The sequence below is a fragment of the Methylocystis sp. S23 genome, assembly GCF_054106005.1.
Genome location: NZ_CM134185.1, coordinates 2619483 through 2644677 on the forward strand (window position 1 = coordinate 2619483; position 25195 = coordinate 2644677).

Annotated in this window: 30 protein-coding genes and 1 pseudogene; 15 read left to right on the plus strand and 16 right to left on the minus strand. The window is 65.1% G+C overall.

Going from position 1 to position 25195, the window contains the following annotated elements:
• The first annotated feature begins 238 nt into the window (after positions 1–238).
• Positions 239–643 carry an Hpt domain-containing protein gene (locus ACV7JP_RS12805; RefSeq protein ID WP_457796061.1) on the plus strand — a complete coding sequence of 135 codons (405 nt, stop codon included), beginning with the start codon at positions 239–241 and terminating at the stop codon, positions 641–643.
• A gap of 12 nt (positions 644–655) precedes the next feature.
• Here the strand turns inward: ACV7JP_RS12805 and ACV7JP_RS12810 are convergent, their stop codons facing one another.
• Positions 656–1510 carry a transporter substrate-binding domain-containing protein gene (locus tag ACV7JP_RS12810; protein ID WP_457796062.1) on the minus strand — a complete coding sequence of 285 codons (855 nt, stop codon included), beginning with the start codon at positions 1508–1510 and terminating at the stop codon, positions 656–658.
• Between the two features lie 108 nt (positions 1511–1618).
• Here ACV7JP_RS12810 and ACV7JP_RS12815 point away from each other — a divergent pair, with 108 nt between their 5' ends.
• On the plus strand, positions 1619–2947 hold the full coding sequence (locus tag ACV7JP_RS12815; RefSeq protein WP_457796063.1) for a glycosyltransferase: 1329 nt from the start codon (positions 1619–1621) through the stop codon (positions 2945–2947).
• A 549-nt stretch (positions 2948–3496) separates the two neighbouring features.
• Entirely contained in the window at positions 3497–3964 is a 468-nt protein-coding gene (locus ACV7JP_RS12820; RefSeq protein ID WP_457796064.1) for a hypothetical protein, read from the plus strand.
• Positions 3965–4178: 214 nt separating this feature from the next.
• On the opposite strand, the gene ACV7JP_RS12825 is transcribed toward ACV7JP_RS12820, so the two are convergent.
• Positions 4179–4370 (minus strand): hypothetical protein, encoded by a 192-nt coding sequence (locus ACV7JP_RS12825; RefSeq protein WP_457796065.1) that lies wholly within the window; start codon positions 4368–4370, stop codon positions 4179–4181.
• A 171-nt stretch (positions 4371–4541) separates the two neighbouring features.
• On the opposite strand from ACV7JP_RS12825, the gene ACV7JP_RS12830 reads away from it, so the two are divergent.
• Genes ACV7JP_RS12830 through ACV7JP_RS12840 form a run of 3 tightly spaced genes read left to right on the plus strand, consistent with a single transcriptional unit; the run spans position 4542 to position 6254 of the window.
• Positions 4542–5510 carry an IS1595 family transposase gene (locus tag ACV7JP_RS12830; protein WP_457796066.1) on the plus strand — a complete coding sequence of 323 codons (969 nt, stop codon included), beginning with the start codon at positions 4542–4544 and terminating at the stop codon, positions 5508–5510.
• Positions 5511–5542: 32 nt separating this feature from the next.
• The gene (locus ACV7JP_RS12835) at positions 5543–6073 is read left to right on the plus strand and encodes a hypothetical protein (protein WP_457796067.1); all 531 of its coding nucleotides are present in this window, start codon (positions 5543–5545) and stop codon (positions 6071–6073) included.
• A gap of 37 nt (positions 6074–6110) precedes the next feature.
• Positions 6111–6254, plus strand: a complete 144-nt coding sequence (locus tag ACV7JP_RS12840) for a hypothetical protein (protein ID WP_457796068.1) — start codon at positions 6111–6113, stop codon at positions 6252–6254.
• 6 nt (positions 6255–6260) lie between these two features.
• Here ACV7JP_RS12840 and ACV7JP_RS12845 read toward each other — a convergent pair whose 3' ends face one another.
• On the minus strand, positions 6261–6743 hold the full coding sequence (locus ACV7JP_RS12845) for a hypothetical protein (protein ID WP_457796069.1): 483 nt from the start codon (positions 6741–6743) through the stop codon (positions 6261–6263).
• Between the two features lie 62 nt (positions 6744–6805).
• On the opposite strand from ACV7JP_RS12845, the gene ACV7JP_RS12850 reads away from it, so the two are divergent.
• Positions 6806–7441, plus strand: coding sequence for a glycosyltransferase family 2 protein (locus ACV7JP_RS12850; RefSeq protein ID WP_457799082.1), 636 nt, complete (start codon positions 6806–6808; stop codon positions 7439–7441).
• Here ACV7JP_RS12850 and ACV7JP_RS12855 read toward each other — a convergent pair whose 3' ends face one another.
• Positions 7442–8515 (minus strand): DGQHR domain-containing protein, encoded by a 1074-nt coding sequence (locus tag ACV7JP_RS12855; protein ID WP_457796070.1) that lies wholly within the window; start codon positions 8513–8515, stop codon positions 7442–7444.
• Positions 8516–8836: 321 nt separating this feature from the next.
• On the opposite strand from ACV7JP_RS12855, the gene ACV7JP_RS12860 reads away from it, so the two are divergent.
• Positions 8837–9058: a DUF2093 domain-containing protein gene (locus tag ACV7JP_RS12860; RefSeq protein WP_457796071.1), complete on the plus strand. Its 222-nt coding sequence runs from the start codon at positions 8837–8839 to the stop codon at positions 9056–9058.
• Here the strand turns inward: ACV7JP_RS12860 and lpxK are convergent.
• The 4 genes from lpxK to ACV7JP_RS12880 form a co-directional block, all read right to left on the minus strand.
• On the minus strand, positions 9042–10199 hold the full coding sequence (gene lpxK / locus ACV7JP_RS12865) for a tetraacyldisaccharide 4'-kinase (protein WP_457796072.1): 1158 nt from the start codon (positions 10197–10199) through the stop codon (positions 9042–9044). The two genes, ACV7JP_RS12860 and lpxK, sit on opposite strands and share 17 nt — an antisense overlap.
• On the minus strand, positions 10200–11477 hold the full coding sequence (locus ACV7JP_RS12870; protein WP_457796073.1) for a 3-deoxy-D-manno-octulosonic acid transferase: 1278 nt from the start codon (positions 11475–11477) through the stop codon (positions 10200–10202).
• 138 nt (positions 11478–11615) lie between these two features.
• A complete protein-coding gene (locus ACV7JP_RS12875; RefSeq protein WP_457796074.1) occupies positions 11616–11858 on the minus strand; it encodes a DUF4170 domain-containing protein in 243 nt (80 codons plus the stop codon).
• On the minus strand, positions 11855–12679 hold the full coding sequence (locus ACV7JP_RS12880; RefSeq protein WP_457796075.1) for an inositol monophosphatase family protein: 825 nt from the start codon (positions 12677–12679) through the stop codon (positions 11855–11857). The genes ACV7JP_RS12875 and ACV7JP_RS12880 overlap by 4 nt, the downstream gene beginning before the upstream one ends.
• Positions 12680–12899: 220 nt before the next feature.
• Between ACV7JP_RS12880 and ACV7JP_RS12885 the strand changes: the two genes are divergently transcribed.
• The gene (locus ACV7JP_RS12885; RefSeq protein WP_457796076.1) at positions 12900–13424 is read left to right on the plus strand and encodes a DUF6101 family protein; all 525 of its coding nucleotides are present in this window, start codon (positions 12900–12902) and stop codon (positions 13422–13424) included.
• Positions 13425–13627: 203 nt separating this feature from the next.
• Here ACV7JP_RS12885 and ACV7JP_RS12890 read toward each other — a convergent pair whose 3' ends face one another.
• From ACV7JP_RS12890 to ACV7JP_RS12915, 6 genes are all read right to left on the minus strand, one after another.
• Positions 13628–14179 carry a YqhA family protein gene (locus ACV7JP_RS12890; protein ID WP_457796077.1) on the minus strand — a complete coding sequence of 184 codons (552 nt, stop codon included), beginning with the start codon at positions 14177–14179 and terminating at the stop codon, positions 13628–13630.
• A 166-nt stretch (positions 14180–14345) separates the two neighbouring features.
• A complete protein-coding gene (locus ACV7JP_RS12895; protein ID WP_457796078.1) occupies positions 14346–15419 on the minus strand; it encodes a CobW family GTP-binding protein in 1074 nt (357 codons plus the stop codon).
• A gap of 171 nt (positions 15420–15590) precedes the next feature.
• Entirely contained in the window at positions 15591–16463 is an 873-nt protein-coding gene (locus ACV7JP_RS12900) for a metal ABC transporter substrate-binding protein (RefSeq protein WP_457796079.1), read from the minus strand.
• Between the two features lie 4 nt (positions 16464–16467).
• The gene (locus ACV7JP_RS12905) at positions 16468–17337 is read right to left on the minus strand and encodes a metal ABC transporter permease (protein WP_457796080.1); all 870 of its coding nucleotides are present in this window, start codon (positions 17335–17337) and stop codon (positions 16468–16470) included.
• On the minus strand, positions 17327–18094 hold the full coding sequence (locus ACV7JP_RS12910) for a metal ABC transporter ATP-binding protein (RefSeq protein WP_457799083.1): 768 nt from the start codon (positions 18092–18094) through the stop codon (positions 17327–17329). The genes ACV7JP_RS12905 and ACV7JP_RS12910 overlap by 11 nt, the downstream gene beginning before the upstream one ends.
• Positions 18095–18096: 2 nt before the next feature.
• Positions 18097–18294 (minus strand): hypothetical protein, encoded by a 198-nt coding sequence (locus ACV7JP_RS12915; RefSeq protein ID WP_457796081.1) that lies wholly within the window; start codon positions 18292–18294, stop codon positions 18097–18099.
• A gap of 98 nt (positions 18295–18392) precedes the next feature.
• Between ACV7JP_RS12915 and ACV7JP_RS12920 the strand changes: the two genes are divergently transcribed.
• The 3 genes from ACV7JP_RS12920 to ACV7JP_RS12930 all read left to right on the plus strand — a co-directional run bounded on the left by ACV7JP_RS12920 (position 18393) and on the right by ACV7JP_RS12930 (position 20096).
• Positions 18393–18656 (plus strand): ribbon-helix-helix domain-containing protein, encoded by a 264-nt coding sequence (locus ACV7JP_RS12920; protein WP_457796082.1) that lies wholly within the window; start codon positions 18393–18395, stop codon positions 18654–18656.
• 243 nt (positions 18657–18899) lie between these two features.
• Positions 18900–19133: a 30S ribosomal protein S21 gene (gene rpsU / locus ACV7JP_RS12925; protein WP_457796083.1), complete on the plus strand. Its 234-nt coding sequence runs from the start codon at positions 18900–18902 to the stop codon at positions 19131–19133.
• 93 nt (positions 19134–19226) lie between these two features.
• Complete coding sequence (locus ACV7JP_RS12930; RefSeq protein WP_457796084.1) at positions 19227–20096, plus strand: tetratricopeptide repeat protein; 870 nt, start codon at positions 19227–19229, stop codon at positions 20094–20096.
• A gap of 167 nt (positions 20097–20263) precedes the next feature.
• Here the strand turns inward: ACV7JP_RS12930 and ACV7JP_RS12935 are convergent, their stop codons facing one another.
• Together ACV7JP_RS12935 and ACV7JP_RS12940 are read right to left on the minus strand one after the other, a co-directional pair.
• Positions 20264–21463, minus strand: a complete 1200-nt coding sequence (locus ACV7JP_RS12935) for an integrase core domain-containing protein (RefSeq protein ID WP_457796085.1) — start codon at positions 21461–21463, stop codon at positions 20264–20266.
• Between the two features lie 100 nt (positions 21464–21563).
• Entirely contained in the window at positions 21564–22271 is a 708-nt protein-coding gene (locus ACV7JP_RS12940) for a TerC family protein (RefSeq protein ID WP_457796086.1), read from the minus strand.
• Positions 22272–22487: 216 nt separating this feature from the next.
• On the opposite strand from ACV7JP_RS12940, the gene ACV7JP_RS12945 reads away from it, so the two are divergent.
• The 3 genes and pseudogenes from ACV7JP_RS12945 to ACV7JP_RS12955 all read left to right on the plus strand — a co-directional run bounded on the left by ACV7JP_RS12945 (position 22488) and on the right by ACV7JP_RS12955 (position 25158).
• Positions 22488–22892, plus strand: coding sequence for a PRC-barrel domain-containing protein (locus ACV7JP_RS12945; protein ID WP_457796087.1), 405 nt, complete (start codon positions 22488–22490; stop codon positions 22890–22892).
• A 200-nt stretch (positions 22893–23092) separates the two neighbouring features.
• Positions 23093–23852, plus strand: a pseudogene (locus tag ACV7JP_RS12950) (IS5 family transposase).
• 130 nt (positions 23853–23982) lie between these two features.
• On the plus strand, positions 23983–25158 hold the full coding sequence (locus ACV7JP_RS12955; RefSeq protein WP_457796088.1) for a PQQ-dependent sugar dehydrogenase: 1176 nt from the start codon (positions 23983–23985) through the stop codon (positions 25156–25158).
• Positions 25159–25195: the final 37 nt, after the last annotated feature.

Sequence of the window (25195 nt, forward strand, 5' to 3'; positions counted from 1 at the left end):
ACCAATCGCCCCGAAGATGCGGGCGGCCAAAAGATTAACCAAATCTTACAGCCCATGCCTTGCAATTGAAACACGGGCGCGGGGCGTAATCCGAAACTTCGTTAACGCGGGCTTCAGAAGTGCGGGGGATTCTTATCGCGCAACAGGCTCGACGGCGCCCGAGCGCCTGCCACATAACTTTGTAAGCGCGGCGATTTCAAGGGTTGCGAGCCTCGTTGCGCAAGACTGGAGCGGAGAAATGGCGAAGGCCGGGGCTGTTAACCATGCGGGCGATCGGCAAGGTCCGGGCGAAAAGCGGGGCCGGGCGCCTGTTCTCGATCTCGTTCATCTCTCCCAGCAGACCTTTGGCGATCACGCCCTCGAAACGGAGCTTTTGTCGCTTTTCGATCGGCAAGCGGGACAATTCGCGGCGCGGCTCGCCGAGCCCGGGCGCCCTTCCGACATTGTTTCCCGGGCCGATCTCGCGCATACGCTCAAAGGCTCGGCGCGAGCGATCGGCGCGTTCGGTCTCGGCGCGGCGGCCGACGCCTATGAAGCCGCGTTACGGGGCCGCGGGTCGGATGAAGCGGAGCTTCGAGCGGGGCTGATCGCCGCGATCGGCGCGGTCCGCGCCGCGATCGCGGAGCTGCTCGAGCGGGCTTAGCGTCGGCGCGCCCTAAAACGGCCCGATCGGAAAATATTTCAGATAGAGCTCGCCGAAGACGCCGCGCCGGTCGAGCCGCGCGAGGGCGAAATCGAGCGCGCGCCGCAGCGGCTCATTGCCTTTTTTGACCGCGACGCCGACGCCCTCTCCAAAGAAGCGTGGATCGGTGAAGGGCCCGTCCTTGAAGCGACAGCAGCCGCCGGCCTCGGCGCCGTTCAGCCAGAAGGCGAGGCCGATCGCGTCGCCGAAATGGGCGGAGACCTTGCCGTTCTTGAGCGCGTTGCGCGCAAGCCCGGGGGTTTCGAAGGTCACGCGCTCCGCTTTCGGATAGAGGGCCGCGAGAAAGGCCTCGTGGCGCGAGCCCGCCACCACGGCGACCTTGCGGTCGCCGATCGCCTCCGGCGTGGCGGAGGCGAGCGTCGTGTCCGCGAGCATCGCAAAACGGCCGGGCGTCATGAAATAGGGCGCGGAGAAATCGACCTTTCTGCGCGTCTCCGCATTGATGGCGAGCGAGGCGATGACCGCGTCGCCGCTATTGTCGTCGAGCGCCGGGATCAGAAGCTCCCAGCTCCGCCGCTGAATGCTACAGGGCACATCGAGCTCCGCGCAGATGGCGCGGGCGAGATCGACGTTGAAGCCGGCGAGCTGCCCGTCCCCGAGCAGAAAATTGAAGGGCGGAAAATCGTCTTCCGTCAGAAAGCGGATCTGCTTCACGCGCGACAGATCCGGTTTCTGCAACGGGTGATGCGGATCGAAAAAGGACGGCGGCGACGGGGCTTGGGTGGCGGCCGGATCGGCCGCGGCGGCGGCGGTCGTCAGGAGAAGGGCGAAACCGGCGGCGCGGGCGCTCTGATGAAATCGACGCATGGGCGCTCCCGAAGGCTGGACGGGCCGTCAATTCGGTTGTTGCGAAATCGCCGCTTCGGGTGAATAGTCACGTTCGAGCTGCGCATTCCTTCGTCGAGTTTTTAGTTCATGAGCATGGCGCCGGTCGACCCTTTTCCCGTCGATCCTTCCCCTCGTGGGCGCGCGGCGCGCAGCTTTCGTCAGCGCGGCTCGGGTGAATCCCTATCGGCGCGGCGCTCCGCCGATGTCCGTGAGAGCGCGCCGCGCCCGCCGCCGGTTGAAATCGCCTTTCTCGCCAATTACGGCGTTCCCGTCGAGGCGCTGCATTACGCCGCTTCGGTCGCGCGCCGGCAGGGCGTTTCGGCCGACGCCGTGCTGATCGCCGAGGGCGTCGTCGCGGAGGAGATCTTCTACCGCGCGCTCGCCGACCATCTGCGCGTGGATTACCTGGACTCGGACATCGCGCTCGCGCCGGGCGCCTTCGCGACGGCGAGCGCGGGCTATGTGCGGCTGCGAGACGAAAAAGACGGCCTGCGCTGGCTTTTCGCGCCCGCCGGCACGGAAATCTTCCGCCTGATGAGCGTCGCGCGCGCCGCCAAGGGACGGCCGCTCTTTGCGGTGACGACCCGCGCCAGATTTTCGGAAACGCTGCGCGCCGCCTATCCGCCCGAGATCGCCCGCGCCGCAAGCTTTTCGGCCGAGCGCGTCGATCGGGATCTCTGCGTTCGCGGCTCGCTGCGGCGAGGTCCGCTTGCGGTCGCGACGGCGGTTCTGGCCGGCGCGGTCGCCTGCGTCTTCGCGCCTTTCGAACCGGCGCGCCTCGCCGTCGCCTTCGCGCTTGCGGGGGCTTTTCTCGCAAGCGTCCTTCTGCGGCTCGGCGCCTGCGCGGCAAGCTTCGCGCGAGACGAGCCGCCCGGCTGGATCGAGGATGCGCGGCTGCCTGTCTATACGGTGGTGATCGCGCTCTACCGGGAGGCGGCGGTCGCGCGCCAGCTCGCGCGCGCCATCGACCGTTTCGACTATCCGCGCGCCAAGCTCGATGTGAAGTTCGTGGTCGAATGCGACGACGAGGCGACGGCGGCGGCGCTGCGCGCTTCTCCGCCGCGCGCGCCCCATGAGATCGTCGTCGCGCCCGAAGGAGCGCCGCGCACCAAGCCGCGCGCGCTCAACATCGCCATGCCGCTTGCGCGCGGCGCGCTCGTCGCGGTCTATGACGCGGAAGACATTCCCGACGGGCGCCAACTCCGCCGCGCCGCTGCGCTCTTCGCCGCCGCGCCCGAAAGCGTCGCCTGCCTGCAGGCGAGCCTTGTGATCGACAATGGCGCGCTGAACTGGATGACGGGGCTGTTCGCGCTGGAATATGCGGCGCTTTTCGACGTCTACAACAAGGGCCTGGCGGCGCTCGGCCTGCCGATCTTCCTCGGCGGCACGTCGAACCATTTCCGCGGTATTAGGTAGCAAACACACCTGGTAACAATTTCAAGCTCTTATCAGGCTCGGTATTATATTAAGAGCAGGGGGGTGGGCCTATGCCCACCCCCTTTCGCTTTTATTAGCGGCCGCCGCTTCGCTGGTCGGCCGCGCGCCCGCCACAACGTGATCCATCGCTAGCCCGGTCCTCCGCGTGGTCGCACGCAGCGAAGGAAACAGCTGTTGAGGCGAAGAGGCACGCCAGAATGATCGCAATCTTTTTCATTTAATTCTCCTTATGAAAGCAAGCAGCAATGCTTGCGCTCATAAGCTTAGCTACCCCCGCGATCTATGCAAGCTCCGCCGGCTGCGGTCGAGGCGATGCGTGGCGTTAATCCCAGCGCTTCGCCGATCTCCCCAACGCGAGCAATGGCCTAGCCAAATCCACAGCCATTCACCTATGCGTATCATCTTGCTTTTGAATACGTTCTTCTCTCAGACGGAGTTTGTCCACAGGAATGGGGCCCATTCGCCTTTCCCATTTTGGACGAATGGCGCTATGAGTCCAATCAGACGACGAGAACGGGATTCGCGAACTTGCGCGACATTCGGAATGACTTGCGGGAGCGCCTCGCAGCTTTAGACGGCGCTGAACTTGATCAGATGATGAGCTACCAAGCGGAGCGGGAGCGGCTGGATTCCGCTCATAATAGTGCGCTACGCAGCATCGCGGCGGAGCGGGCGGCGCTGAAGCAGCTTCTCTCAATCGAAGACCATCGTGCAAGCGCGCTGCCGCTTTTTACGGCGCGCTCCGCCCCGACAATCCCGCTTGGTGATTTCCTAGTTGCGAAGGTCCGAACCTGCGGCGCGCTCGAAAAAGAAGAGCTTCGCGCCGCCGCAGAAGAGGCGGGCTATCGCGATGGGCGCGCCTTCCACACGACTCTGATGAACATTACCAAGGGAGGTCGATTGCAGCAATATCCTGACGGAAGATATGCGCCGTCAGCGTATGAGGTGTTTGGGCCGCCGATAACCGATGGGGGCGAGATGAACAAAGCCAATTAAAAAGGGCTCAGACGAATGAACGTCTGAGCCCACTTCCGGGGATGGCATAGTGCGGGCTGTCGGCTACCCACCTGTCGGCCCGAGGGTGCAAGTCCCTCCATCTCCACCACTTGGGGACGGTTGGCCGGGCCAGGGAACGATTTGCAGCGTCTCCCCCTGGGGTTCGACTCCCCCCGTCTCCACCGTTTTCCTTACAGGAATCTAGCGATTCCGTCTAGTGCACGGCGTCCTTTTCGGTCGGGCCGTGGTTGAGCAGCACGCCGTCTGCCTCATCTCCATTCACGAAGAGAATGCCGCGTGCCTCCAGAACAGCTTTCATTGCCGCTAGATTATTCCCGATCGGAACGCTCCGGCCTTTTTCAAAATTCCGAACCGTCGAAAGCCCCACGTTCGCGGCTTTCGCCAAGTCGTCTTGCGAAATATCGAGAAATCCGCGAGCTGCGCGGCACTGTGCAGGAGTCATGCGACACAGATAGCGCCATAGGAGAAAAACGTCAAGACGAACGAAAATCGTTATTGACACCTAAAACCATGACGCTTATCGTCATGTCTAACGAAAATCGTTTGACAGACGCAAATGGCTCAGCACTTCCTCCTTTCCACCGCCGCCCGCTCGCTTTCGCTGGCGAAGGTCGCGCGCATGTCGGAGGAAGAAGCCCGCGACGCCTTCCGCCTGATCCGTTGGAGCGCCACGGAAGGCCAGCCGGTTTGCCCGCATTGCGGCTGCATGGCCGTCTATGCCTACAAGTCGCGCCCGATCTTCAAGTGCAAGGGCTGTGAAGGCCAGTTCTCGGTGACGAGCGGGACCATCTTCGCCAGCCGCAAGCTTCCCGTTCGCGACTACCTCTTGGCCATCGCGATCTTCGTCAATGAGGTGAAGGGCAAGAGCGCGCTGGCGCTCTCCCGCGATCTAAACGTGCAATACAAGACGGCCTTCGTCCTCGCCCACAAAATCCGCGAGGCGCTTTCCGCCGAAGTCGAGAATGTCCAGCCGGCCGGCGAGGTCGAGGTTGACGGCTGCTATGTCGGCGGTCATCTCCGCCCCGCCAACTACAAGGAAAACCGCATTGACCGCCGTCTGGCCAAGAACCAGAACGGCAAGCGCCGCGTTGTCGTTGTCATGCGCGAGCGCAAGGGCCGCACGCTCCCCTTCGTCTTCAAGTCAGAGGGCGAAGCTGTCGAGACGATTGCGGAGCGCGTGGCTCCGAACGCCGTCGTTCATGCCGACGAAGCCGCGCATTGGGACAAGCTCCACGCCATCTTCCTGACGAAGCGGATAAACCACCAGTATGCCTATTCGACGGAAGGCGCGTGCACCAATCAGGCCGAGAGCTTCTTCTCCCGCATCCGCCGCGCGGAGATGGGCCATCACCATCATCTGAGCGGCCCCCATCTGAACGCCTACGCCCGCGAGATGGCTTGGCGCGAGGATCACCGCCGCGTCAGCAATGGCGAGCAATATTTGATGGTGACGGCGGCGGCGCTGGCACATCCTGTATCGCGCCAGTGGAAGGGGTATTGGCAGCGCCGTCAAAACGCAGCATAAGGCGTGATTCTTAGCCTGAGCAGAGAGTAATCATGGCAATACAATTTGTCCGCCTCGAAAAGGAAACCGGCAGCTGGGACGGCTTGATTGACGACTGGAAGGCTCAATGCGCCGCATTTGGCGAAGATTTTTGCGCCTACGAAAACGAGCCGATTGGCGTCGTGCGAGCACTGGCTGAGGGACCGCGCCGAAAAGACGCAGCTGCATTCGCGCTCCATGACGGAGTGCGCTACGCGGCAATCTGCCAAGTAAACTGCACATGCCTACCAGGTTTCCCAAGTGAAGTTCTGCGGGTCAGAATGATGTATCTGTCCCCGCATTATGAGTTTGGAGATTACAGCTTAGATGATTACAGCGACCTCCTTATAGAGATCTTCAATGGCGTCATAGGGATTTCCGATTGCGAAATGGCTGCTCGTTATATAAAGTTCCACTTGCGTAGCCCTGCCGATCTTCAGTTTTTCGCGATACTTGGCAGTGCTCTGGACGCAGCCGGAGCCTTCCAGGAAGTTGGAAAGGTTGGCTCGTGGCTCCATATAACAAAAAAAGAAACCCAAGCTTAATGGGTCGCTGATAGGAACCTGAGTGAGGAGAGAAGCAATGTCTGATAAGGCAATTCGGGAGGCTATCGCTTCGGCCGTCAGGAAAGCATTGAACGAAATGGGCCTTGATCGCTTCAAGGAAACTTCGTTCTTTGTTTCCAACGTTACCGTTGCCAAGAAGCCTCAGAAAAAAGCTGCCTAATTTTTTCTACGCGCAGACCGCCCGCGCCAAATGGCGCGGGGCAACCCATTGCAAATTGTTCATCGCGCCGATGGAGTTAGCCGCTCCGTCGCGCTTCAGCGTACGCAATGCTTTACTCACCCGCCGCGTATGCTCAGTGAGCAATTTCCTGTCTCGCGGGTCTTGCTCATTGACCGCCAAAATCTCCAGCGCGATCTCCCGCGTCGTCATGGGCTCTGTAGCGCCCCTGAGCACGTCTAGGATGGCGCGCGTTAGCTCACCCCTGCCAAATAGCACTTGACGCTTCTGGCGCGGCATTGCGGCGTCTAGATCGCCCTGGTAGCCGAGAGTGCCGAGCACGCGGTCCAGCGCCGCCACGTCGTTCTTTATCTCCGCCAGCCGGTCCCGTAGCCGCTCCGCCTCGTTAAAGAGGTCGGCGCGCTTCTTGAGCAAGCCTGAGATGGTGTGTTCGTAGGTTTCGGTTCGGGAGAGGCGGATGGCGTCGGTCATCCCGCCATTCTTGCAAAATCCCCGGAAAACCGGCAGATTCCGCTAGGTGTGCTTGCTACCTAATACCGCATTTCCGGCTCGGCGCGCTGCGCGAGATCGGCTTCTGGGACGCCTACAACGTCACCGAGGACGCCGATCTCGGTCTGCGCCTCGCCCGAGCGGGCTACGGCGTGCGCACATTCGACTCGCATACTTTCGAGGAGGCGCCGGCGGCGTTCCGCGCGCTGGTGAGACAGCGCACGCGCTGGTTCAAGGGCTGGATGCAGACGGCGATCGTCCATTGCCGCCATCCGGCCCGGCTCTTCGCCGATCTCGGCGCGAGGCGCGCGCTTGCCGTCCTCGCCATGTTCGCGGGCGGCGTATTGGGGCCGTTGCTCGGCCCGCTGCTGACGATCCGTCTCGCTTGCGACGCGCTGTTCGGCGCGTTGCTGGCGCCGAGGACGCCTTTCGAAACCGCCTGCAGCGCCTTGTGGTGCTCGGTCGCCGTTTCGGGCGCGGCGGCGCTGATCTGGCCGTTGCTCGTCGGCATGGCGCGGCGCAAGCTCGCCGGGCGCCGCGCGGCGCTGCTCGGCTTGCCGCTTTGGCTTCTCATGCTCAGCTTCGCCTGCTGGCGCGCCTTTTTCGAGCTCTGGCGAAAGCCCTTTCACTGGGAAAAGACCGAGCATGGCCTCACCATGCGCGGCCATTCCGATCCGTAATCAGGCGAACAGCCACTGCTTGAGCATGAAGCCGGCGCTCAACGCCTTGCTGTAATGCTCGTGCAGCACGATATGCGTCATGCCGGCGCGCGGCAGATCGCTTTTCTTCAGGCGGCGGAAGAAGGGGATGAGCACGTCCTCGAAATTCCCGACCGTATATTTGCCGCCATGGCGATCGGAGACGCGCTCCGCCACATTGGTGAAGAGCAGCATCAGCGCCTTGAAGAGGGCCGGATTGGCGATGTTCTCGTCGATGGCGTGCAGGCCCAGCCCGTGGCGGCAGGCGCGCAGATAGGCGTTGAGGACGGCGTAGACTTCCTCGGCCGGCGCGCCGACGAAGGCGCTTTTGATCGAGCGCAGCCCGGCGTTGAAGGTCACGCGGGAGATCATGCCCTTCTTGCGCTCGGCCGGACTGAGAAAGCCGGCGAGCGCGCTGTCCTTGCGCTTATGGAAAAGGTCGAAGACATTGTGCAGCAGCGCCTCCGTCTCCGTCTCGACCTCGGAGAGGCGGCGAATGTCGAGCAGCAATTCGTTGGGCACGGGCCGCTGCTTGGTGTTGATGTCCATGAACAGGCGGCATTCCTGCGCGCGCGTCAGCCGGTTGTAGATCACGACCGGCACGCTCACCGAGGATTTGGCGAGCTTGAAGCCGTAGACGCGATGCTGCCCGTCAATGATGAGAAAAGCCTTGGGATCGTTGCGGAAGGCGAGCGCGCCCGTCTCCTTGTCGAAGGAGAGATGCGCCCGCGTCTGCGCCGAGAGCACGACGGCGCCAGGCACCGTGCCGAAGCCCGCGTCGATATAGCGGGCGATCGATTTGGCGCGGCGCTCGTCGAGAAGGCGCTGAAAGCCGTCGATGGGGTTTTCGGCGCGCGCCTCCACCGTGCAGGTCTGCGCCAGAAGATCGCTCGGCAGCACGAGAGAAAAGAAGCGGTGCTTGCCTTGCGCGACGACGAAGGCCTTCTCGCTGACCGTCTTGATTTTTGACGCTTCCGACCGGCGGTCGGAATATTCGGCGTCGTCGCCGGAGAGGAGGGCGGAGTCGGCGAGATCGCCCATCGTGTCCCGATCCATTCTCGTGATCCCATCGAAGCGCGAACTTGACAGCGTTCGCGAAAGCTGACTCGACGAATCAAAATCGGCACTCCGGCGCAGAGTAGGCAGGAAATAAAGACGAGAACAAGACGGGAAAACGCGAAGCCAAAGCGCAAGGCGCGATCGGGCATGGCCCCGGGCGCTGGTCGATGGGCCTTCCTTTGACGCCCGCCGGGTTGTAATATTTCGGTCAGAGCGGCTCTGCGGGCCGGAGGCGCGCATCGCATGAGGTCGATCATCTCGTCGATCAGACGATGGACAGGACAGCCGCTCTCGCGGCGCTTCAACAGAAGATTTCGTATGAACCGCTACGAACGCACACCGCAGCCGGCCGGCGAGGCCGAGCTGGAATATCTCGACGGCGAATATCGCGTCCGCAAGCCGGGCGCCTATGTGCGCTGCGCCGTCACCGGCGAACCGATCCCGCTCGAGGATCTGCGCTACTGGAACGTCGACCTGCAGGAGCCCTATGCCGGGCCTCACGCCAAGCTGATGAAGCTCGGCCTCAAGAAGCCCGATTGACGCGGGCGCATTGAAGCGCCGCCTCGAGCGCCGCGGAGACGGCGTCCGCCTCCGCGAAGGCGAGACGGATCGGCAGAAACTCGAAGGGCAGGGCGCTTCCGGCCAGGCGCATGGCGTCCTTTTCGGTGGTCACGAGCCGCGCGCCGTGGCGCCGCTGCAGCGCCGCGAGGTCGGCGGCGTCCTTGGCGCTGAAGCGATGGTGATCCGGGAAGCCGCGCGTCGCGACGACCTCCGCTCCAATCATTCTCATGCTCTCGAAAAACTTCTCCGGCCGGCCAATTCCGGCGAAGGCGACGACGCGCGCGCCGCGCAGCCGTCCCGCAATCTCCGGGTCCGGAACGATGCGCGCGTCGAAAACCCGCTTTTTGCATCGGCTCGCCAGCTCTCGCCCGGCCGCGCCCTCGCCGACGACGACGAGCGCATCGGCGGCGGCGAATTGCGCATCGAGCGGCGCGCGCAGGGGGCCGGCGGGAATGCAGCGGCCATTGCCGGCGCCGTGAGCGGCGTCGACGATCAGCAATGAAAGATTAGGGGCGAGCCTTCGGCTGTGGAGGCCGTCGTCCAGCACGAGAACCGTCGCGCCGAGCATGTGCGCGAGTTCGGCGCTTGCGGCGCGGTCCGCGCCGACGATCGTCAATGCGTGACGTGCGAGGAGAAGAGCTTCGTCGCCGGCGGAATCCGCGTCGTGTCGCGCAAGGTCGACGGCGAAAGGCTCCGCGACAACGCTGGGCGCGAGCGAATCCCTCCCCTTTACGGGGAGGGTGGCCCTGCGGAGCAGGGCCGGGTGGGGCAAAAGCTCATTCGGGCGCCCCACCCGGCGGTCTTCGACCGCCGACCTCCCCGTAAAGGGGAGGTATGGGGGGACCATGCCGAAAGCGGGCCGATCTTGCGCACGCCCATAGCCGCGCGTGAGGAGCGCGGGCCTCTCGCCTTGAGCGGCGAGCAATTCCGCGAGCGCGATCGCCGTCGGCGTCTTGCCGTCTCCGCCCGCCGTCAGTCCGCCGACGACGATCGTCGGTAGGACGGCGCGGGGCGGGTCTCCGCGCAGCCGCCGCGCGGCGACGGCGCCGTAAAGCGCGCCCAGCGGCGACAGCAGCCGCGGAACGACCCCGTCCGCCCGCCAGAAGCCGGGCGCGCGCATTCAGCGCTCCGTGATGGCGATCTGCGCGAGGAAGGGCTCCACCGCCGTCATGATGCCGCGCGAGGCGCCGCCGAGCTTTTCCACCGCCTCGGCGCCGGCGCGGCCCATGCGGCGCATGCGCGAAGGCTCGGCGAGCAGATATTGCACGGCGCGCGCGAGCGCGGCTCCGTCGGCGACGCGCGCGGCGGCCTTGGCGGCGGCGAGTTCGCCGTACACTTCGTTGAAATTGTCGATATGCGGCCCGTAGAGCACCGCGCAGCCGAGCTTGGCCGGCTCGATCGGGTTCTGCCCGCCGCCGGGAATGAGCGACTTGCCCATGAAAACGACGCCCACGCTCCGGAAGACGAGGCCGAGCTCGCCGATCGTGTCGGCGACATAGACGCCGATGTCGCGGCGCGGCTCGCCGTCTCGCGCGCGCAAGGCGGCGGGGAGGCCCTTGGCCTGCGCCAGCTCCGCGATCTCGGCGCCGCGCTCGCGATGGCGCGGCACGATGACGGTGAGGAGCGACGGAATCTGCTTTGCGAGCTCGGCATGCGCGTCGAGAATGATCGCCTCCTCGCCCGCATGCGTCGAGACGGCGGCCCAGATCGGGCGGTTGCCCACGGCGCCGTTGAATTCGGCGAGGCGCGCGGCGTCGACCGGCGGCGGCGGCACGTCGAATTTCAGATTGCCCGCAATGCGCACGCAGGGCGCGCCGAGCGCCAGAAAGCGCGCGGCGTTCTCGGAATCCTGCGCCAGGCAGAGATCGATGAGGCTGAACACGCCGCGCGCGAGGCCCGGCGCGCTGCGCCAGCGCTCGGCAGATTTGCGCGAGATGCGGGCGTTGGCGAGCACCAGCGCGATCCCACGGGCGCGGACGCTCGAGACCATGTTCGGCCACAGCTCCGATTCGGCGAAGATGGCGATGTCGGGCCGCCAGTAATCGAGGAAGCGATCGACGAATTTCGGCGCGTCGAGCGGCATGTATTGATGAAAGGAGCCCGCCGGCAGGCGCGCCTGCAGCAGGCGCGCCGAGGACACCGTGCCGCTCGTCACCAGCACTTCGGCGCCGCGCTGGATGAAACGGTCGATCAGCGGCAAGAGCGACACCGTCTCGCCGAGACTCGCGCCATGAAGCCAGACCAGCCGCCCCTCGGGCCGCTCCCGCGAGGCGATTCCCATACGCTCGTCGAGGCGCGCGGGATCTTCCTTGCCCTCGGACGCGCGCCATTTCAACATGGCGCCCGCAAGGGGCGTCGCCGCGATGGTCGCCAATCGATAGAGCTTCAGAAGCGGCATGTTTCCTTGTCGCTCAAGCGGCCGCGCTTCGCTCCGAGGCGGCGCCCGCCGCGACGCGCGACACGGCCGCGCGGGCGGGACGGGTCCATTTATTCTTCTCGAAACCGGCGATTTTTGGAAGGCGTCAAAACGCCCGGCTCAAAGCTTGTCGTGATCGGGATCGAGCAGCTTGTAAAGATGCACGACGAAATAGCGCATATGGGCGTTGTCGACGGTCGATTGCGCCTTCGCCTTCCAGGCGGCGAGCGCGCTGTCATTGTCGGGATAGATGCCGACGATGTCGAGTTTCGCCGGGTCGCGGAAGGCCACGCCGTCGAGCGCCTGGAGTTCGCCGCCGAAGACGAGATGCAGCAGTTGCTTATCCTTCGCGTGCTTTGTCATGACCAGTCAATTCCTTCCGAAACGGCGCGGGCGATGTTGCGGGTCTCCTCGATGAGCGATTTCGGCGCGGCGACCAGCATGCCGCGCTTCGAGGAGCTGCGATTATAGGTGATCTCGCCGCCCTCGACCTCCTCCAGCGCGACGCCGGCCTCGCGCAGGATGACGTCGGCGCCCGCAATGTCCCAATCCCGGGCGTTGGGCGAGGAGATGACGAGATCGTGGCGCCCGGCGGCGATATCCACAAGCCGCAGGGCGAGGGATGGCGTGCGCGGCGCGATGGCGATGTTTTGCGGCAGGGCGGCGATGCGCGAATGCAGCGGGCGCGGCGCGATGGCCAGGGCGCCGGTAAGCGCGGCCCGACTCACCGGCGCGAGGCGCGCGCCATTGAGAAAGGCGCCGAGGCCGCGCGCCGCGGTAAAGGTCTCCCCGCGCGCCGGCGCGTGGACCACGCCCGCGACGGGTCGTCCGCCCTCGACGAGCGCGACGGAGACGGCCCAGCGCTCGTCGCCGCGGGTGAAGGCGTGCGTGCCGTCGATGGGATCGACGATTATCAGGCGCTCCCGGGTCAATCTGTCGTCCGTGTCGGCCGTCTCTTCAGAGAGCCAGCCGGCCTCCGGCGCCAGCCCGCGCATCTTCTCGAAAAGGAAACGGTCGACGGCGAAATCAGCCTCGGTGACGGGAGAGCCGCCGCCCTTGTAGGAGATCGCGGCCGCGGTGCGCGCGCCCGGACGGAAATAGGCCATGGCGATGTCGCCTGCCTCGCGCGCGACCGCTTCGAGGCGCGTCAGGAAGGCAGAGAGGGCGGAGTCGGCAAGCGGCATTGTCCGAAAGCAGTAGGGGACGCGCCGCCCGCCCGCAAGACGTTCGCAGATGCGAAACGCGGACAATTTGAATTTTTCCATTTCCGTCCATTTACCCTGGCGGAGCAATTACCCCGACAAGCCAATGGTTTACGCGCGATTCACCAGGGTTTTTAGCGCTTTCGCCGTCGCCGCCGCGCCAAGATCGTCCGGACAAAAGCGTTCGAGACAGGAGGGGTCCATGTTCGAAGCCAATAATGCGCGCAAGACCGGGGAGGCGCTTCTCGTTCAGCGCGATTGGCGGGCGGATGGCGGCGCGCGCCGGGTGCGCGTCACCCGCAGCGACATCCTGATCTCGCGCCGCTTCAGCGGCGTCGACATGATAATCTCGGTGCCGGTTCCCGCCTATGACGGCGTGGCGCTCGACGTCGTGGAAGGCCGCGACGGCGCGCCCTGCTACCGCCTCTCGCTCGCCCATCGGGACCGCGATCTCGATGTGGTGCTCGCCGAGACGCAGGATAGCGGCGACGCCGCGGCGGACTGGAAATATTGGGCGAGCTGGCTCGGCTTGCCGCGCCTCGCGGCGGAGAATGGCGAGCTCGCCGAGGTCGACGTCGCCGGCGCGCTTCTCGCGGGCCATCCGCGCCGGGGCGCCTCCGCCCTGCGCCGGCGCCGCCCGCGCTTCCTGACGCGCCGCAAGCTCGGCGTCGCCTCCCGCATGACGGAAATCCATGCCGGCGAGCGCGAGATCATCTGCTACGAGTGAAGCGCGGCGTGGTCGCCGTGGCTCTGGCTTGCTTCGCTTCGCTCGGCTATGACGGCGGGTCGGGTGGTCATGACGGCGATTCCCCCTTGCCTCAGCAAGACGTATCGCCGCCTCCGTCATTGCGAGGAGGCGCCGCCGACGAAGCAATCCAGGGCGTCATCACGGCTCTGGATTGCTTCGCTGCGCTCGCAATGACGGTGGATTTAATCCGTGGCGGTTTCGCCTTTTGTCGCTTCGGCGGGCGTCGCCTTCTTTTCCGCCTGGCCCGCGATCGTCACCCGGTCGGAGAAGGCGAAGAGGAAGGTCGAGAGCACGAAGGTCAGATGAATCGCGATATAGTAGTTCAGGTCGCGTTCGTCGGTTTTCGGCACGTCCATGAATACTTCGAGCAACTTGATCGCCGAGATGGCGACGATCGTGCTCAGGACCCTCAATTTGAGCTGCGTGAAGTCTATGCCGCCCATCCAGTCGGGCCAGCCCCTCCGATGCGCGCCGCGTACGCCGGAAATGAAATTCTCATAGACCGAAATCGTCACGATGACCGCGAGCGCGCCTGTCAAGGTGAGGTCGATGAGCCGCAGGAGCTCCAGAATGATGCGATCCTCGGTGCTGGAGCCGATCGAAAGCAGCATCGAAGCGAGATGGCGGCCCGCATTCACCATCAAGGCGAAAATGCCGAGCGTCATCATCACCGAGAAAGGCGCGAGAAGCCACCGTGCGAGAAACAGATAGGTTTCGAAGATGCGCTGGAGCATGGCCGCGTCCGGCGGCCCGCGCCGCTCGCCTAACGATTTAGGAGCGGCGAGAAGAGCGGCAAGCTTTCGTTGCGACGGGCCGGCGCCCTTCCCCCCTCGAGCGCGCGGCGATTGCGCGCCACGCCAGCGTAATCCAGGCGGGAGGAGAGAAAACCTCCGGGTCTTCTTATGAGGAAACGACGCCCTCGAATCCCTTCCGGATCGCCTCTTCCTTCAGCCTGCGGCCGATGAAGACCAGGCGAGATTCGCGCTTCTCGCCGTCCTTCCACTCGCGCTGCAAATCTCCGTCGAGAATCATGTGCACGCCCTGGAAGACGAAGCGGCGCGGCTCGTTCTTGAAGGCGACGATGCCCTTGCAGCGCAGAATGTCGGGCCCTTCCTTTTGCACAAGCTCGTTCAGCCAGGGCACGAAGCGCTCGGGATCGATCTCGCCGGCATGACGCAGCGAGACGGACTGCATCTCCGAGTCGTGGATCGCCTTCAGATGGCCGTGATCATGGCCATGGTCGTGGTCGTGATGGTCGTGGCCGCAATCCGGCCCGCATTCATGGTCGTGATCATGGTGATGGTCATGATGGTCGTGATCATGCGCTTCGGCGGCGAGGAAGTTCGGCTCGATCTTGAGGATGCGGTCGAGATCGAAGGCGTTGCGCTCCAGCACGGCCGCCAGCGGCACGTCGGCCTTCACGGCGCGGTGCAGCGCCGAGTAGGGGTTGATGCCGCGAATGCGCGCCTCGACTTCCTCGAGCGCTTCCGGCGACACGAGATCGGTCTTGTTGAGAATCACGACGTCGGCGAAGGCGATCTGCGTCTTGGCTTCCGGCGCGTCCTTCAGGCGGTCGCTCAGCCATTTCGCGTCGGCCACGGTGACGACCGCGTCGAGCGCCGCGGCGTCCTTCACGTCGGCGTCGACGAAGAAGGTCTGTGCGACGGGCGCCGGATCGGCGAGGCCCGTGGTCTCGACGATGATGGCGTCGAACTTGCCGCGCCGGCGCATGAGCCCCTCGATGATGCGGATGAGATCGCCGCGCACCGTGCAGCAGATGCAGCCATTGTTCATCTCGAAGACTTCCTCGTCCGCGCCGACGACGAGGTCGTTGTCGATGCCGATCTCGCCGAATTCATTGACGATGACGGCGTAGCGGCGGCCATGCCGCTCAGTGAGGATGCGGTTGAGGAGAGTCGTCTTTCCGGCGCCGAGATAGCCGGTGATGACGGTCACGGGGATTTTGTCGGTCATGTGTCTTCGGTTCTCCCCCCTCGGCGCTCTCCCTCCCCGCTCGCGGGGTGAGGGCGAGGGCAAAGGGGCAGGTAATCGTTGAACTACATATGGGTCGGCCCCGAATGCAGCGTTGGCGGCGGCCCCTTGCCCCTCACCCTAACCCTCTCCCCGTTTCACGGGGAGAGGGGACTACGGCGCCAGGGCTTTGGTCAATTCTCTAACATTGTGGCGCATCATGTCGATATAATTCGCGCCGCCCTCCTTGGGCTCGGACAGCGCGTCGGAATAGAGCGTGCCGCCCACCTTGGCGCCCGCTTCGGCCGCGATGCGCTTCGCCAGCCGCGGATCGGAGACATTCTCCAGAAACACCGCGCCGACCTTGTTCCGTTTCACCGCGTCGATGATGCGGGCGATGTCGCGGACGCTGGCCTCGGCCTCGGTCGAGACGCCCTGCGGCGCGATGAACTCCACGCCGTAGCGCGCCGAGAAATAGCCGAAGGCGTCATGGGTCGAGACGACGCGCCGGCGCTCCTTCGGAATGGCGTCGAGCGCCTTGACGATCTCGGCGTCAAGCGCCTCGAGCCGGTCGAGATAGGCGCTCGCGCGGGCCTGATAGGCCTCGGCGCCCTGCGGGTCGGCGGCGGCGAGGGCGTCGCGGATTTCGGCCACATAAATCTTGGCGTTGGCGACGTCCTGCCAGGCGTGGGGGTCCGTCCCTTCCTCGCCGGGCCGCGCCGCGACGCCCTTGCCGAGCGTGACGACCGTCCCCTTGCTTTTGGCGGCGGCGACGAGGCGCTCCAGCCAGCCCTCGAAGCCGAGGCCGTTGATGAAGATCAGCTTGGCTTGCGCGATCTTGCGGCCGTCGGCGGGAGTAGGCTGATAGACATGGGCGTCGCCGTCGGCGCCGACGAGCGTCGTCACGGAAATTCGGTCGCCGCCGACTTCCGTCACGAGATCGCCGATGATGGAGAAGCTCGCGACGACGGGGAGCCTCTCCCCGGCGAGAGCGGGCGCGGCGAGCGCCGCGGCGCCGGTCGCGAGGAATTCGCGGCGTGTCAGCATGACGTCATCCTTCGAGATGCCGGCGCGGCCGCTTGAGGCGCAGCACGCCGCCGGCGCGGCCGAATATGAGCGAGGCGAAATAGCAGAGCCCGGCCGCCAGAATGATGGCGGGGCCGGTCGGCGCGCCGGTCTCGTTGGAAAAGACGAGGCCCGCATAGACGCAAAGCGCGGCGACGCCGGCCGCGAGCGGAAGCGCGACGGAAAGCTCATGCGTCCACAGCCGCGCGGCGGCGGCGGGCAGCATGATGAGGCCCACGGCCATCAGCGTCCCGAGCGCCTGGAAGCCCGCGACGAGATTGAGCACGACGAGGCCGAGGAAGAGAAAGGGGATGAATTCGCCCAGCGGGCTCGTCTGGCGCAGGAAGAGCGGATCGAGCGTATCCATCGCCAGCGCGCGGTAGAAGACGGCGAGCGTGACGAGCGTCAGCGTCGAGACGCCCGCGAGCATGAGCAGCGCGGCGTCGTCGAGTCCGAAGACCGAGCCGAAAAGGACATGCAGGAGGTCGACGCTCGAGCCCTTCAGCGAGACGAGCGTGACGCCGAGCGCGAGCGAGACGAGATAGAAGGCGGCGAGCGAAGCGTCCTCGCGCAATGTCGTGAAGCGCGAGGCGGCGCCCGTGGCGAGGGCGACGACGAGGCCGGCGACGAGGCCGCCAAAGGTCATGGCCGGCAGAGAGAGGCCAGCGACGAGATAGCCGATCGCGGCGCCCGGCAGGACCGCATGGGAGAGCGCGTCGCCCGCGAGCGACATGCGCCGCAAAATGAGAAAGACGCCGAGCGGCGCGCCGGAAATGGCGAGCGCCAGCGAACCGACCAGCGCGCGGCGCATGAATTCATAGTCGACGAAAGGCGCGACGAAGACGTCAGTGAGCATGTTCGGCTTCTTCGTCCCGGAGGCACTCGCGCGCAAGGCGGTCATAGGCCTCGGACATGGCGCGCGCCCGCGCGAGATTTTCGCCGCAGAGCGTCGCGCGCGTCTCGCCCCAGGCGATCGGCTCGCGCGCCAGGAGAAGCGTCTCGGGAAAGGCGCGGCGGGCGAGGTCGAGCTCGTGCAGCACGGCGATAACAGTGCGCCCTTCGCCGCGCCAATGGACGATGAGCCCGAGAAGGTCGTGCGTCGTCGCTTCGTCTATGGCGCCGAAGGGCTCGTCCAGCAGAATCACGCGCTGGTCCTGCACGATGAGGCGCGCGAAGAGCACGCGCTGCATCTGCCCGCCGGACAGCGTATCGATCGGGCGGTCCTCCATGCCGGCCAAGCCGACTCGCTCGAGCGCTTCCCCCGTCCGCGCGCGCTCGGCGGCGTCGAGGCGGCCGAAAAGGCCGATGCGGCGCATGGCGCCCATGGCGACGAAATCGCGCACATTGATCGGGAAGGAGCGGTCGACCTCGACGAGCTGCGGCAGATAAGCGACGTCCTGCGCCGTGGCGCTCGCCCGGTCGATCCGGCCGCCGAGCGGCGGCAACAGGCCGGCCAGCGCCTTAAGGAGCGTGGATTTGCCGGCGCCGTTCGGACCGCAGACGGCGAGCGCCGCGCCCGGCGCGATCTCGCCCTCGAGATGATGGACGGCCGGGCGTCGGTCATAGCCGAGCGTGAGATTGACGAGGCGGATCGGCCCCGGCGCGGCGGCCATGGTCAATGGAGCGCCCAATAGACGCCGGCCCAGAGCGCGGCGAGGAGGATGGAGACTTTGAGAAGCCGGGCGGCCGCCGAGCTTTCCATCAGCGAGGCGGGGACGGGGGCGATCGGGCGAGGGATAAGGATACGGTCATGCGCGCGGCCAACCGCATGGTCATGCGCGTGACGGTGAGCCTCGGTAGTCGCGTCGGTCATACCGGACGTTATAATATAACGCGACGCCAGGGCAAGTCCGCCTTTGCGGCTTGCTTGGAATATGCTGCTTTTTACTACTTTCTTCTCCGGGAAACGCGATGTCCAATATCGAGAAGCTGAGCGTCGCCCTGACCTCTGAACAGGCCGCCGCCATTCGCGCGGCGGTCGAGCGCGGCGAATACGCCATCACGAGCGAGGCCATTCGCGACTGGCGGCAAAAGAGAGAGTGGCGCCGGGAAGACATCCAGCGCCTGCGTCAATTATGGGACGAGGGACTGGCGAGCGGGTCCGCCGGCCCGGTCGACATGGATGCGCTGCGTCGTGAAGCGCGGGAACGGCTGGAAGCGTCGCAGAAGGCCTGAGCGCGCATGCCGGCGGAGAGGGTAGAAATCGTCCGCGTGGCTGATGGAAGGCGCGACCTTTCCGAAATGCTTTAGAGAGGCGATTTTCCACTTCCGCGGCATGGACAGGGCGTGGCGACTCTGCTATTTCCCCCATTCACGGGTCAGGCGCTCCGTCAGCGCCCGGCGACCTATTCCCAATTCGGACAGACTCACGGGAATCAAATCCCGCTGGGCCGCCCCACAGACAGGCAGGATGGCTTCGTGCAAGTTCTCGTTCGCGACAACAATGTCGATCAGGCTCTGAAGGCGCTGAAGAAGAAGATGCAGCGCGAAGGCATCTTCCGCGAGATGAAGCTGCGCGGCCATTACGAGAAGCCGTCCGAGAAGCGGGCCCGCGAGAAGGCCGAGGCCGTGCGCCGCGCCCGCAAGCTCGCCCGCAAGAAGCTGCAGCGCGAGGGCCTGCTCCCGGTGAAGGCCAAGGCCGCCGGCCGCTGATTCTGTCGAATTCCTGCCATATGGAGACGCTTTTTTAACGGCGTCCGGCAAGAAATCGGCTGGGTTCAAGTCGCATCGAGAGGATTTTCAGGCATGGGCTTCCGCCTTGCGGCGACGTCGTTTCGCTTGTCTCCTCCCTCGCTGCGCGATTGGCTCCTGAGCGGCGCGGCCCTGTCCGCGCTGCTGCTCGCAGGCTGCGAGACGGCGAGCGGCATTCGCCCGCCCGGGCGCGGCATCGCCGAGATCACGGACACCGACCCCAAGGCGGCCTCGGCCAATCTCGATTCGCTCACCGAAGTGATCCGGCGCAATCCCAGCAGCGCCGAGGCCTATAATACGCGGGGCGTCGCCTATGCCCGCGTCGGCCGCTTCGGCGAGGCCGTCGCCGACTTCTCCCAGGCGATCAAGATCGACCCCAACAACGCCGCCGCCTACACCAATCGCGCGCTGGCGAGCCGCCAGGCCGGGCAGAACGACGTCGCCCGCGCCGATTTCGACCGCGCCATCCAGGCCAATCCCAATCACGCGCCGGCCTATCTCGGTCGCGCCAATCTGCTGCGCGCGCAGGGCAATCTCGATCAGGCGCTCGATGACCTCAATGCGGCGATCCGGCTCAATCCCGAGAATGCGCAGGCCTTTCATTCGCGCGGCCTGATCCATCAGAAGCGCGGCGACCACGCCCGCGCCGTCACGGATTTCGACAACGCCATCGATCGCGATCCCTTCGCGGCGGCGCCCTATCAGGCGCGCGGCGAAAGCCTTGTGGCGCTCGGCAAATACGACAAGGCCATCGAGGATTTCAACGCCGCGCTCAATGTCGACAATAAGAGCGCGCTCGCTTGGGCGTGGCTCGGCGTCGCCTACGACAAGAGCGGCAACCGGCAGAAGGCGCAGGAATCCTATCAGCGCGCGCTTCAGCTCGATCCGCAGCAGCCGGTCGCCAAGCAGGGCCTGCGCGGCTGAGTCCTTATATCGGGCGGCGCGACCCCCCACCCCAACCTTCCCCCTTTCGGGGGGAGGGAGCAAAGCCGGCAATTTCCGCCCCCTGGGGGAGGGCAGGGAGGGGGTCTTCACCTGAACGACCGAGGACATTGCTGACAGTTTAGACCGGCGGCATGCCTGACGCTTTCCTACGGCTTTTGGCGGTTCGGTTCCAGTGCGCAGCGCAGCCGCGCGCGCGGCGGAGCGAAGCGGTGGAACCGAAGCGCGCGATCGATGACGCCGAGATCGCGGTTGCAGAAACGGACGATATGGCCGCCGGTTTCGAGCTCGGCGACGCCGACCGTTTCTCCTGTCAGGGCCTCTCCGACGAACACATTGTCGCCGCGCCATCGGATCGATCCTTCGGAGCGCACGCGGCGCACTTCGTGATGCGCGTCATACCAGGGCTCCTCGATCCGCGCCGGCAAGGCCCGCCGGGGCGGCCACCAGCGGCTCGCCGGCGTCGTCTGCCCGAGCGCCTCGTACGGGCGCTCCTCGTTGTAGAGGCGGCGGAACAGGTCGAAACGCATCTGCTGCTCCATCCCGTCCGCCGCCGGGGGCTTCGCCGTCTCGTCCTTCAAAGTGCGATGCATGCGTTCGTGACGGCCATTGTCCTGCGGCGACGCCGGCGGGATGAAGCGCGGTTCGACGCCGAGCTTCAAAAGCCACACCGAAAGCCGCGAGAGCCCGCCCGCGCCCGTCGAGCCAAACGGCGCGCCATTGTCGGAGCGCATCGCTTCCGGCAGGCCGACCTCGCTGAAAATGCGCGTCAGCGCGGCCTTCACGCCGTCATGCGTCGGCCGCGTGATGTGGATCCCGACGAGGTAGCGGCTCGCCGTGTCGGAGATCGTCAGCGGGTCGATGCGCGCGCCATCGCGCGTGCGGAACCAGCCCTTGAAATCAATCGCCCATTCGCCGTTCGGGGCGTCCGCGCCCGCGACGATCTCGCCGCGATCGAGCGCGGGCCGACGGCGCGCCTTCGCGTCGATCAGCCCCGCGCGCTTCAAAATGTCGCCGATGGTCGAGGCGGCGGGCCACGCCACGTCCGGCGCGTCAAGCAGGAGACGCGCCCGGATCTTCTTTGGCCCAAAACGCGGAAAGCGGCGACGCAAGGCGAGGATGGACGCGGCCACGTCGGGCGGCGTCGCCTGCGGAGAGCGCCCGGGCGCACGGCTCCTCTCCTCAAACCAGCGCTCCTCGCCGCTCTCACGCCGACGCTTCCAAACGTAGAAGGTCTCCCGGCTGACGCCATAGCGGCGGCACAGATCCGACGCCGTGAAAACCCCCGTATCAAAATCCCGAAACAACGCGATCCGCTCTTCCACGACCCCATGCTCCCTGAAAGGCATCGCTCAAATCTCCCAAATGGAGAAACAAGCCTGACTGTCAGGAATGTCGCTGGTCCAATCTGTCAGCTATCTCGCCGGTTCATACCACCTCGTTGAAGCGTCACTTCTTCCGCTTTTCCTCGTCCCGCCGGTCTTCCCGCCACTGGCGATAGACCTTCACGGCGAAGGCGACGGCGAGCACGAAAGCCGCGCCGCCAACGGAGAGCGTGCGCTCCAGCGTCGCATGGTCGATTCCATGCAGGCGCTCGAGCAGGGCCGGGTCGGACGCGGCCATTTCGCCCGCGACCCAGCCGAGCAGGCCCGCGCCGGCCCAGACCAGAACCGGAAAGCGCTCCAGCACTTTGAGCAGGAAGCCCGCGCCGAACATCACGATCGGCACGGAGAGCGCGAGGCCGAAGACGATGAGCGAGGTCGAGCCGCGCGCCGCCGCCGCAATGGCGAGAACATTATCAAGCGACATCACCGCGTCGGCCATGATGATGGCGATGACGGCGCCGATCAGGTCCGGCTTCGCCTTCACGTCGGAATGCTCGGTCTCGTCGATCAGCAGCTTGACGGCGACGAGCAGCAGGAGGAGCGAGCCGAAGCCCTTGAGATAGGGAATGCTCATCATCTGAACGACGAGCAGCGTGAAGATCACGCGCAGGATCACGCCGCCGAGCGCGCCGAAGAACACGCCCCAGCGCCGTTGCTTCACAGGCAATCCGCGGCAGGCGAGGGCGATGAGGATGGCGTTGTCGCCGGAAAGCAGAATATTGATCCAGATGATTTCGAGGACTTCCCAGCCGACCGCGTATTCCAAGCCCATCTGTCCTTTTCCTGCGCGCCCCTTGCGAGCCGTGGCGCTGCATTAAACCGTTTTCGGCCCCGGCGGAAGCCGCGTTTCGGCCGCATGGCGCCGCGTCCTCCGCGCAGCCCGATGCGCGCGCCTGCGTCGTCTTCAGGGAACATTTGCTGCGAAGATTTGTTCACTGGGCTCAGCGAGCCCGCAGAAAAGGTTCGCGACGCGCTTCAGGAGGCGACGATGGGAATGGCGACGCAAGGCAGCAATCTGATTTCCAGCGAGAACGTCGAAGGCACGGCCGTTTATGACCCGTCCGGCAACAAGATCGGCCAGATCGACCATCTGATGATCGACAAGGTCTCGGGCGTCATTCGCTACGCGATCATGAGCTTTGGCGGCTTCCTGGGCATCGGCGAAGGCGAATATCCGCTGCCTTGGAAGGCGTTCAAATACGACACCAATCTGGGCGGCTATGTGACGAACGTCACCGCCGAGCAGCTCAAGAACGCGCCGGAATTCGACGAGACGAGCTGGTCCAACCGCGATTGGGAAACGCGATTGCATCGGCACTTCGGCTCGGCGCCTTATTGGGAAGAGGGCATGGGCGCTCAGGGTCGCGGAACCGACCAGACCGCCGGATTCTAATTCGCGCGAAGGAAAAGCAGGGCCGAATCCCTCCTCTTTACGGGGAGGGCGCCCTGCGAAGCAGGGTCGGGAGGGGTAAAGCCCAAGCAATATTGCAACGGCGGGAACTTCGCCCGGCGATCTCCCCTAGGTCCTGTGGACTCTAAGGGATTCCCATTTGGTCGCAAATCAGATTCAAGACTTCTTTTGGGGAGGCGGCCTTGGGTGTGATGGATCGATTGGTTTTGACGGACACGGCGTGGGAGCGGATGGCTCCGCTGATCATTGGCCGGCCTGACCAGAAGGGCTCGACCGGCCGCGACAACCGGATGTTTGTGGAGGGCGTGCTGTGGATCGTGCGCACGGGTTCCCCCTGGCGCGATCTTCCGGAAGCGTTTGGGGAGTGGAACAGTGTGTTTCGGCGCTTCAGTCGATGGAGCGCCAAGGGGTCTGGCATCGGGTTTTCGAGGCGATGTCTGACGATTCTGACTTCGAATATCTGATCGTCGACTCCACGATCGTCCGGGCGCATCAGCACGCTGCCGGGGCGAAAAAGGGGGCCTGAAGATCAGGCGATCGGGCGTTCGCGCGGCGGCCTGAGCACCAAGATACATCTGGCCGTTCGCGGCTTGGGATGTCCTGACGGTTCACGCTGACCGCCGGTCAGAAGGGCGACGCCCCGCAAGCCGTGGCGTTGATCGAGGGACTGCCCGCAGAGGTCGTCATGGCCGATACCGCCTATGACGCCAATTATTTGCGCCAAGCCATCGCCGCGAAGGGCGCGCTTGCCGTCATCCCAAACAACCCGTCACGTGCGCTCAAATATCCGCTCGACAAGCATCTTTATACTCAGCGCCATCTCGTCGAATGCTGCTTCTCAAAACTCAAGCAGTTCCGCCGCGTTGCAACCCGCTTCGAAAAACCGCCCGAAACTATCGAGCGGTCGTAACCCTCGCCGCAATCGTCCTATGGCTCAGATAACTGTCCACACAGCCTAAAGGGGAGGCGTCCGATCTCCCGCCTTGCCTCATATTCGGCTTGCCGCATTTTATTCGTATGTGACGACGTTTTCGACGGGTGTCTTGCGATGACGAAGCCCAGGCTTGCGCGATTGGCCATCATTTTCCTCGGCGTCGCGGCGGCGGTTTACGTGCTGGCGGATCGGGCGCGGGCGCCGGCTTCCGAAACGCGGCGGCGCGAGATCGAAGCGACGCTGCGGCGACTCAAGCTGCCGGAAGGTTTCACCATTTCGCTCTACGCCCTGGCGCCGAACGCGAGGACGCTCGCCATCGGCGGCGAGGGCAAGGCGATCTTCGTCGGCACGGACGAGAAGCGCGCTTACGTGATCGCGCCCGGCGCGGAGAAGGCCAAGTCCGTCGATCTTCTGCTGCCCGCCGCCAGCCTCGTCATGCCGCACGGCGTGTGCCTGTCGAAGGACGGCGCGCTGTTTCTCGTCGAACGCAATCGCGTGACGCGAATCGACGATGCGGAGAACAAATGGCGCGACGCCGCGGCGGTCGCCAAGATCATCGTGAAGGCGGGCGATCTCATTCCGCGCGGCGAGGAAAGCAGCGGACATTCCGCGCGCGTCTGCAAGGTCGGCCCCGACGGCAAGCTCTATATCGCGCTCGGCCAGCCGCATAACGTCACGCCGCGCGACAAGCTCGCTCTCTACGAAAAGACCGGCATGGGCGGAATCATCCGGATGAATCCCGATGGTTCCGGGCGCGAGGTCTTCGCGACCGGCATACGCAATTCCGTCGGTCTCGATTTCGACGACCGGGGCCGGTTATGGTTCACCGACAATCAGGTCGACAGCATGGGCGACGACATCCCGCCCGGCGAGATCAACCGCGCCGACAAAGCCGGTCTCAATTTCGGCTTTCCCTGGTATGGCGGCGGCCATGTTCGCACGCGGGAATATGCGAAGGACACGCCGCCGGAGGGCGTGGTCTTTCCGCAGGTGGAGCAAGCCGCGCACGCCGCCGATCTCGGCCTGACCTTCTATCGCGGGACGATGTTTCCCGAGAAATATCGCGGCGGCGTCTTCTCGGCGCAGCATGGATCGTGGGATCGCAGCGTTCCCATCGGCGCCCGCGTGATGTTCACGGCGCTCGGCCCGAACGGAGAGGGCGGAGCGACGACGCCTTTTGTGGAGGGCTGGAACACGGGGCGCGGGAGCTATCTCGGCCGGCCCGTCGACGTCGCCGAGCTCGCCGACGGATCGCTGCTGGTCACGGACGATCAGAACGGCGCGATCTATCGCATCGCCTATCATGACAGGTGAGACGGTTTCCGACTCGGCTTCGCGGCGTTGCTCCCGG

What these genes read in the sequence shown, in the direction of transcription:
- ACV7JP_RS12945 (WP_457796087.1), top strand. Translation starts at nt 22,488, where the DNA reads ATGGGAATGGCGACGCAAGGCAGCAATCTGATTTCCAGCGAGAACGTC.
- ACV7JP_RS12855 (WP_457796070.1), bottom strand. Translation starts at nt 8,515, where the DNA reads ATGGATCGGGACACGATGGGCGATCTCGCCGACTCCGCCCTCCTCTCC.
- ACV7JP_RS12930 (WP_457796084.1), top strand. Translation starts at nt 19,227, where the DNA reads ATGGGCTTCCGCCTTGCGGCGACGTCGTTTCGCTTGTCTCCTCCCTCG.
- ACV7JP_RS12830 (WP_457796066.1), top strand. Translation starts at nt 4,542, where the DNA reads ATGGCTCAGCACTTCCTCCTTTCCACCGCCGCCCGCTCGCTTTCGCTG.
- ACV7JP_RS12840 (WP_457796068.1), top strand. Translation starts at nt 6,111, where the DNA reads ATGTCTGATAAGGCAATTCGGGAGGCTATCGCTTCGGCCGTCAGGAAA.
- ACV7JP_RS12905 (WP_457796080.1), bottom strand. Translation starts at nt 17,337, where the DNA reads ATGCTCACTGACGTCTTCGTCGCGCCTTTCGTCGACTATGAATTCATG.
- ACV7JP_RS12880 (WP_457796075.1), bottom strand. Translation starts at nt 12,679, where the DNA reads ATGCCGCTTGCCGACTCCGCCCTCTCTGCCTTCCTGACGCGCCTCGAA.
- ACV7JP_RS12805 (WP_457796061.1), top strand. Translation starts at nt 239, where the DNA reads ATGGCGAAGGCCGGGGCTGTTAACCATGCGGGCGATCGGCAAGGTCCG.
- ACV7JP_RS12910 (WP_457799083.1), bottom strand. Translation starts at nt 18,094, where the DNA reads ATGGCCGCCGCGCCGGGGCCGATCCGCCTCGTCAATCTCACGCTCGGC.
- ACV7JP_RS12875 (WP_457796074.1), bottom strand. Translation starts at nt 11,858, where the DNA reads ATGACAAAGCACGCGAAGGATAAGCAACTGCTGCATCTCGTCTTCGGC.
- ACV7JP_RS12860 (WP_457796071.1), top strand. Translation starts at nt 8,837, where the DNA reads ATGAACCGCTACGAACGCACACCGCAGCCGGCCGGCGAGGCCGAGCTG.
- ACV7JP_RS12920 (WP_457796082.1), top strand. Translation starts at nt 18,393, where the DNA reads ATGTCCAATATCGAGAAGCTGAGCGTCGCCCTGACCTCTGAACAGGCC.
- ACV7JP_RS12835 (WP_457796067.1), top strand. Translation starts at nt 5,543, where the DNA reads ATGGCAATACAATTTGTCCGCCTCGAAAAGGAAACCGGCAGCTGGGAC.
- ACV7JP_RS12900 (WP_457796079.1), bottom strand. Translation starts at nt 16,463, where the DNA reads ATGCTGACACGCCGCGAATTCCTCGCGACCGGCGCCGCGGCGCTCGCC.
- ACV7JP_RS12815 (WP_457796063.1), top strand. Translation starts at nt 1,619, where the DNA reads ATGAGCATGGCGCCGGTCGACCCTTTTCCCGTCGATCCTTCCCCTCGT.
- ACV7JP_RS12915 (WP_457796081.1), bottom strand. Translation starts at nt 18,294, where the DNA reads ATGACCGACGCGACTACCGAGGCTCACCGTCACGCGCATGACCATGCG.
- ACV7JP_RS12845 (WP_457796069.1), bottom strand. Translation starts at nt 6,743, where the DNA reads ATGACCGACGCCATCCGCCTCTCCCGAACCGAAACCTACGAACACACC.
- lpxK (WP_457796072.1), bottom strand. Translation starts at nt 10,199, where the DNA reads ATGCGCGCGCCCGGCTTCTGGCGGGCGGACGGGGTCGTTCCGCGGCTG.
- ACV7JP_RS12890 (WP_457796077.1), bottom strand. Translation starts at nt 14,179, where the DNA reads ATGCTCCAGCGCATCTTCGAAACCTATCTGTTTCTCGCACGGTGGCTT.
- ACV7JP_RS12895 (WP_457796078.1), bottom strand. Translation starts at nt 15,419, where the DNA reads ATGACCGACAAAATCCCCGTGACCGTCATCACCGGCTATCTCGGCGCC.
- ACV7JP_RS12810 (WP_457796062.1), bottom strand. Translation starts at nt 1,510, where the DNA reads ATGCGTCGATTTCATCAGAGCGCCCGCGCCGCCGGTTTCGCCCTTCTC.
- ACV7JP_RS12885 (WP_457796076.1), top strand. Translation starts at nt 12,900, where the DNA reads ATGTTCGAAGCCAATAATGCGCGCAAGACCGGGGAGGCGCTTCTCGTT.
- ACV7JP_RS12935 (WP_457796085.1), bottom strand. Translation starts at nt 21,463, where the DNA reads ATGCCTTTCAGGGAGCATGGGGTCGTGGAAGAGCGGATCGCGTTGTTT.
- ACV7JP_RS12870 (WP_457796073.1), bottom strand. Translation starts at nt 11,477, where the DNA reads ATGCCGCTTCTGAAGCTCTATCGATTGGCGACCATCGCGGCGACGCCC.
- ACV7JP_RS12940 (WP_457796086.1), bottom strand. Translation starts at nt 22,271, where the DNA reads ATGGGCTTGGAATACGCGGTCGGCTGGGAAGTCCTCGAAATCATCTGG.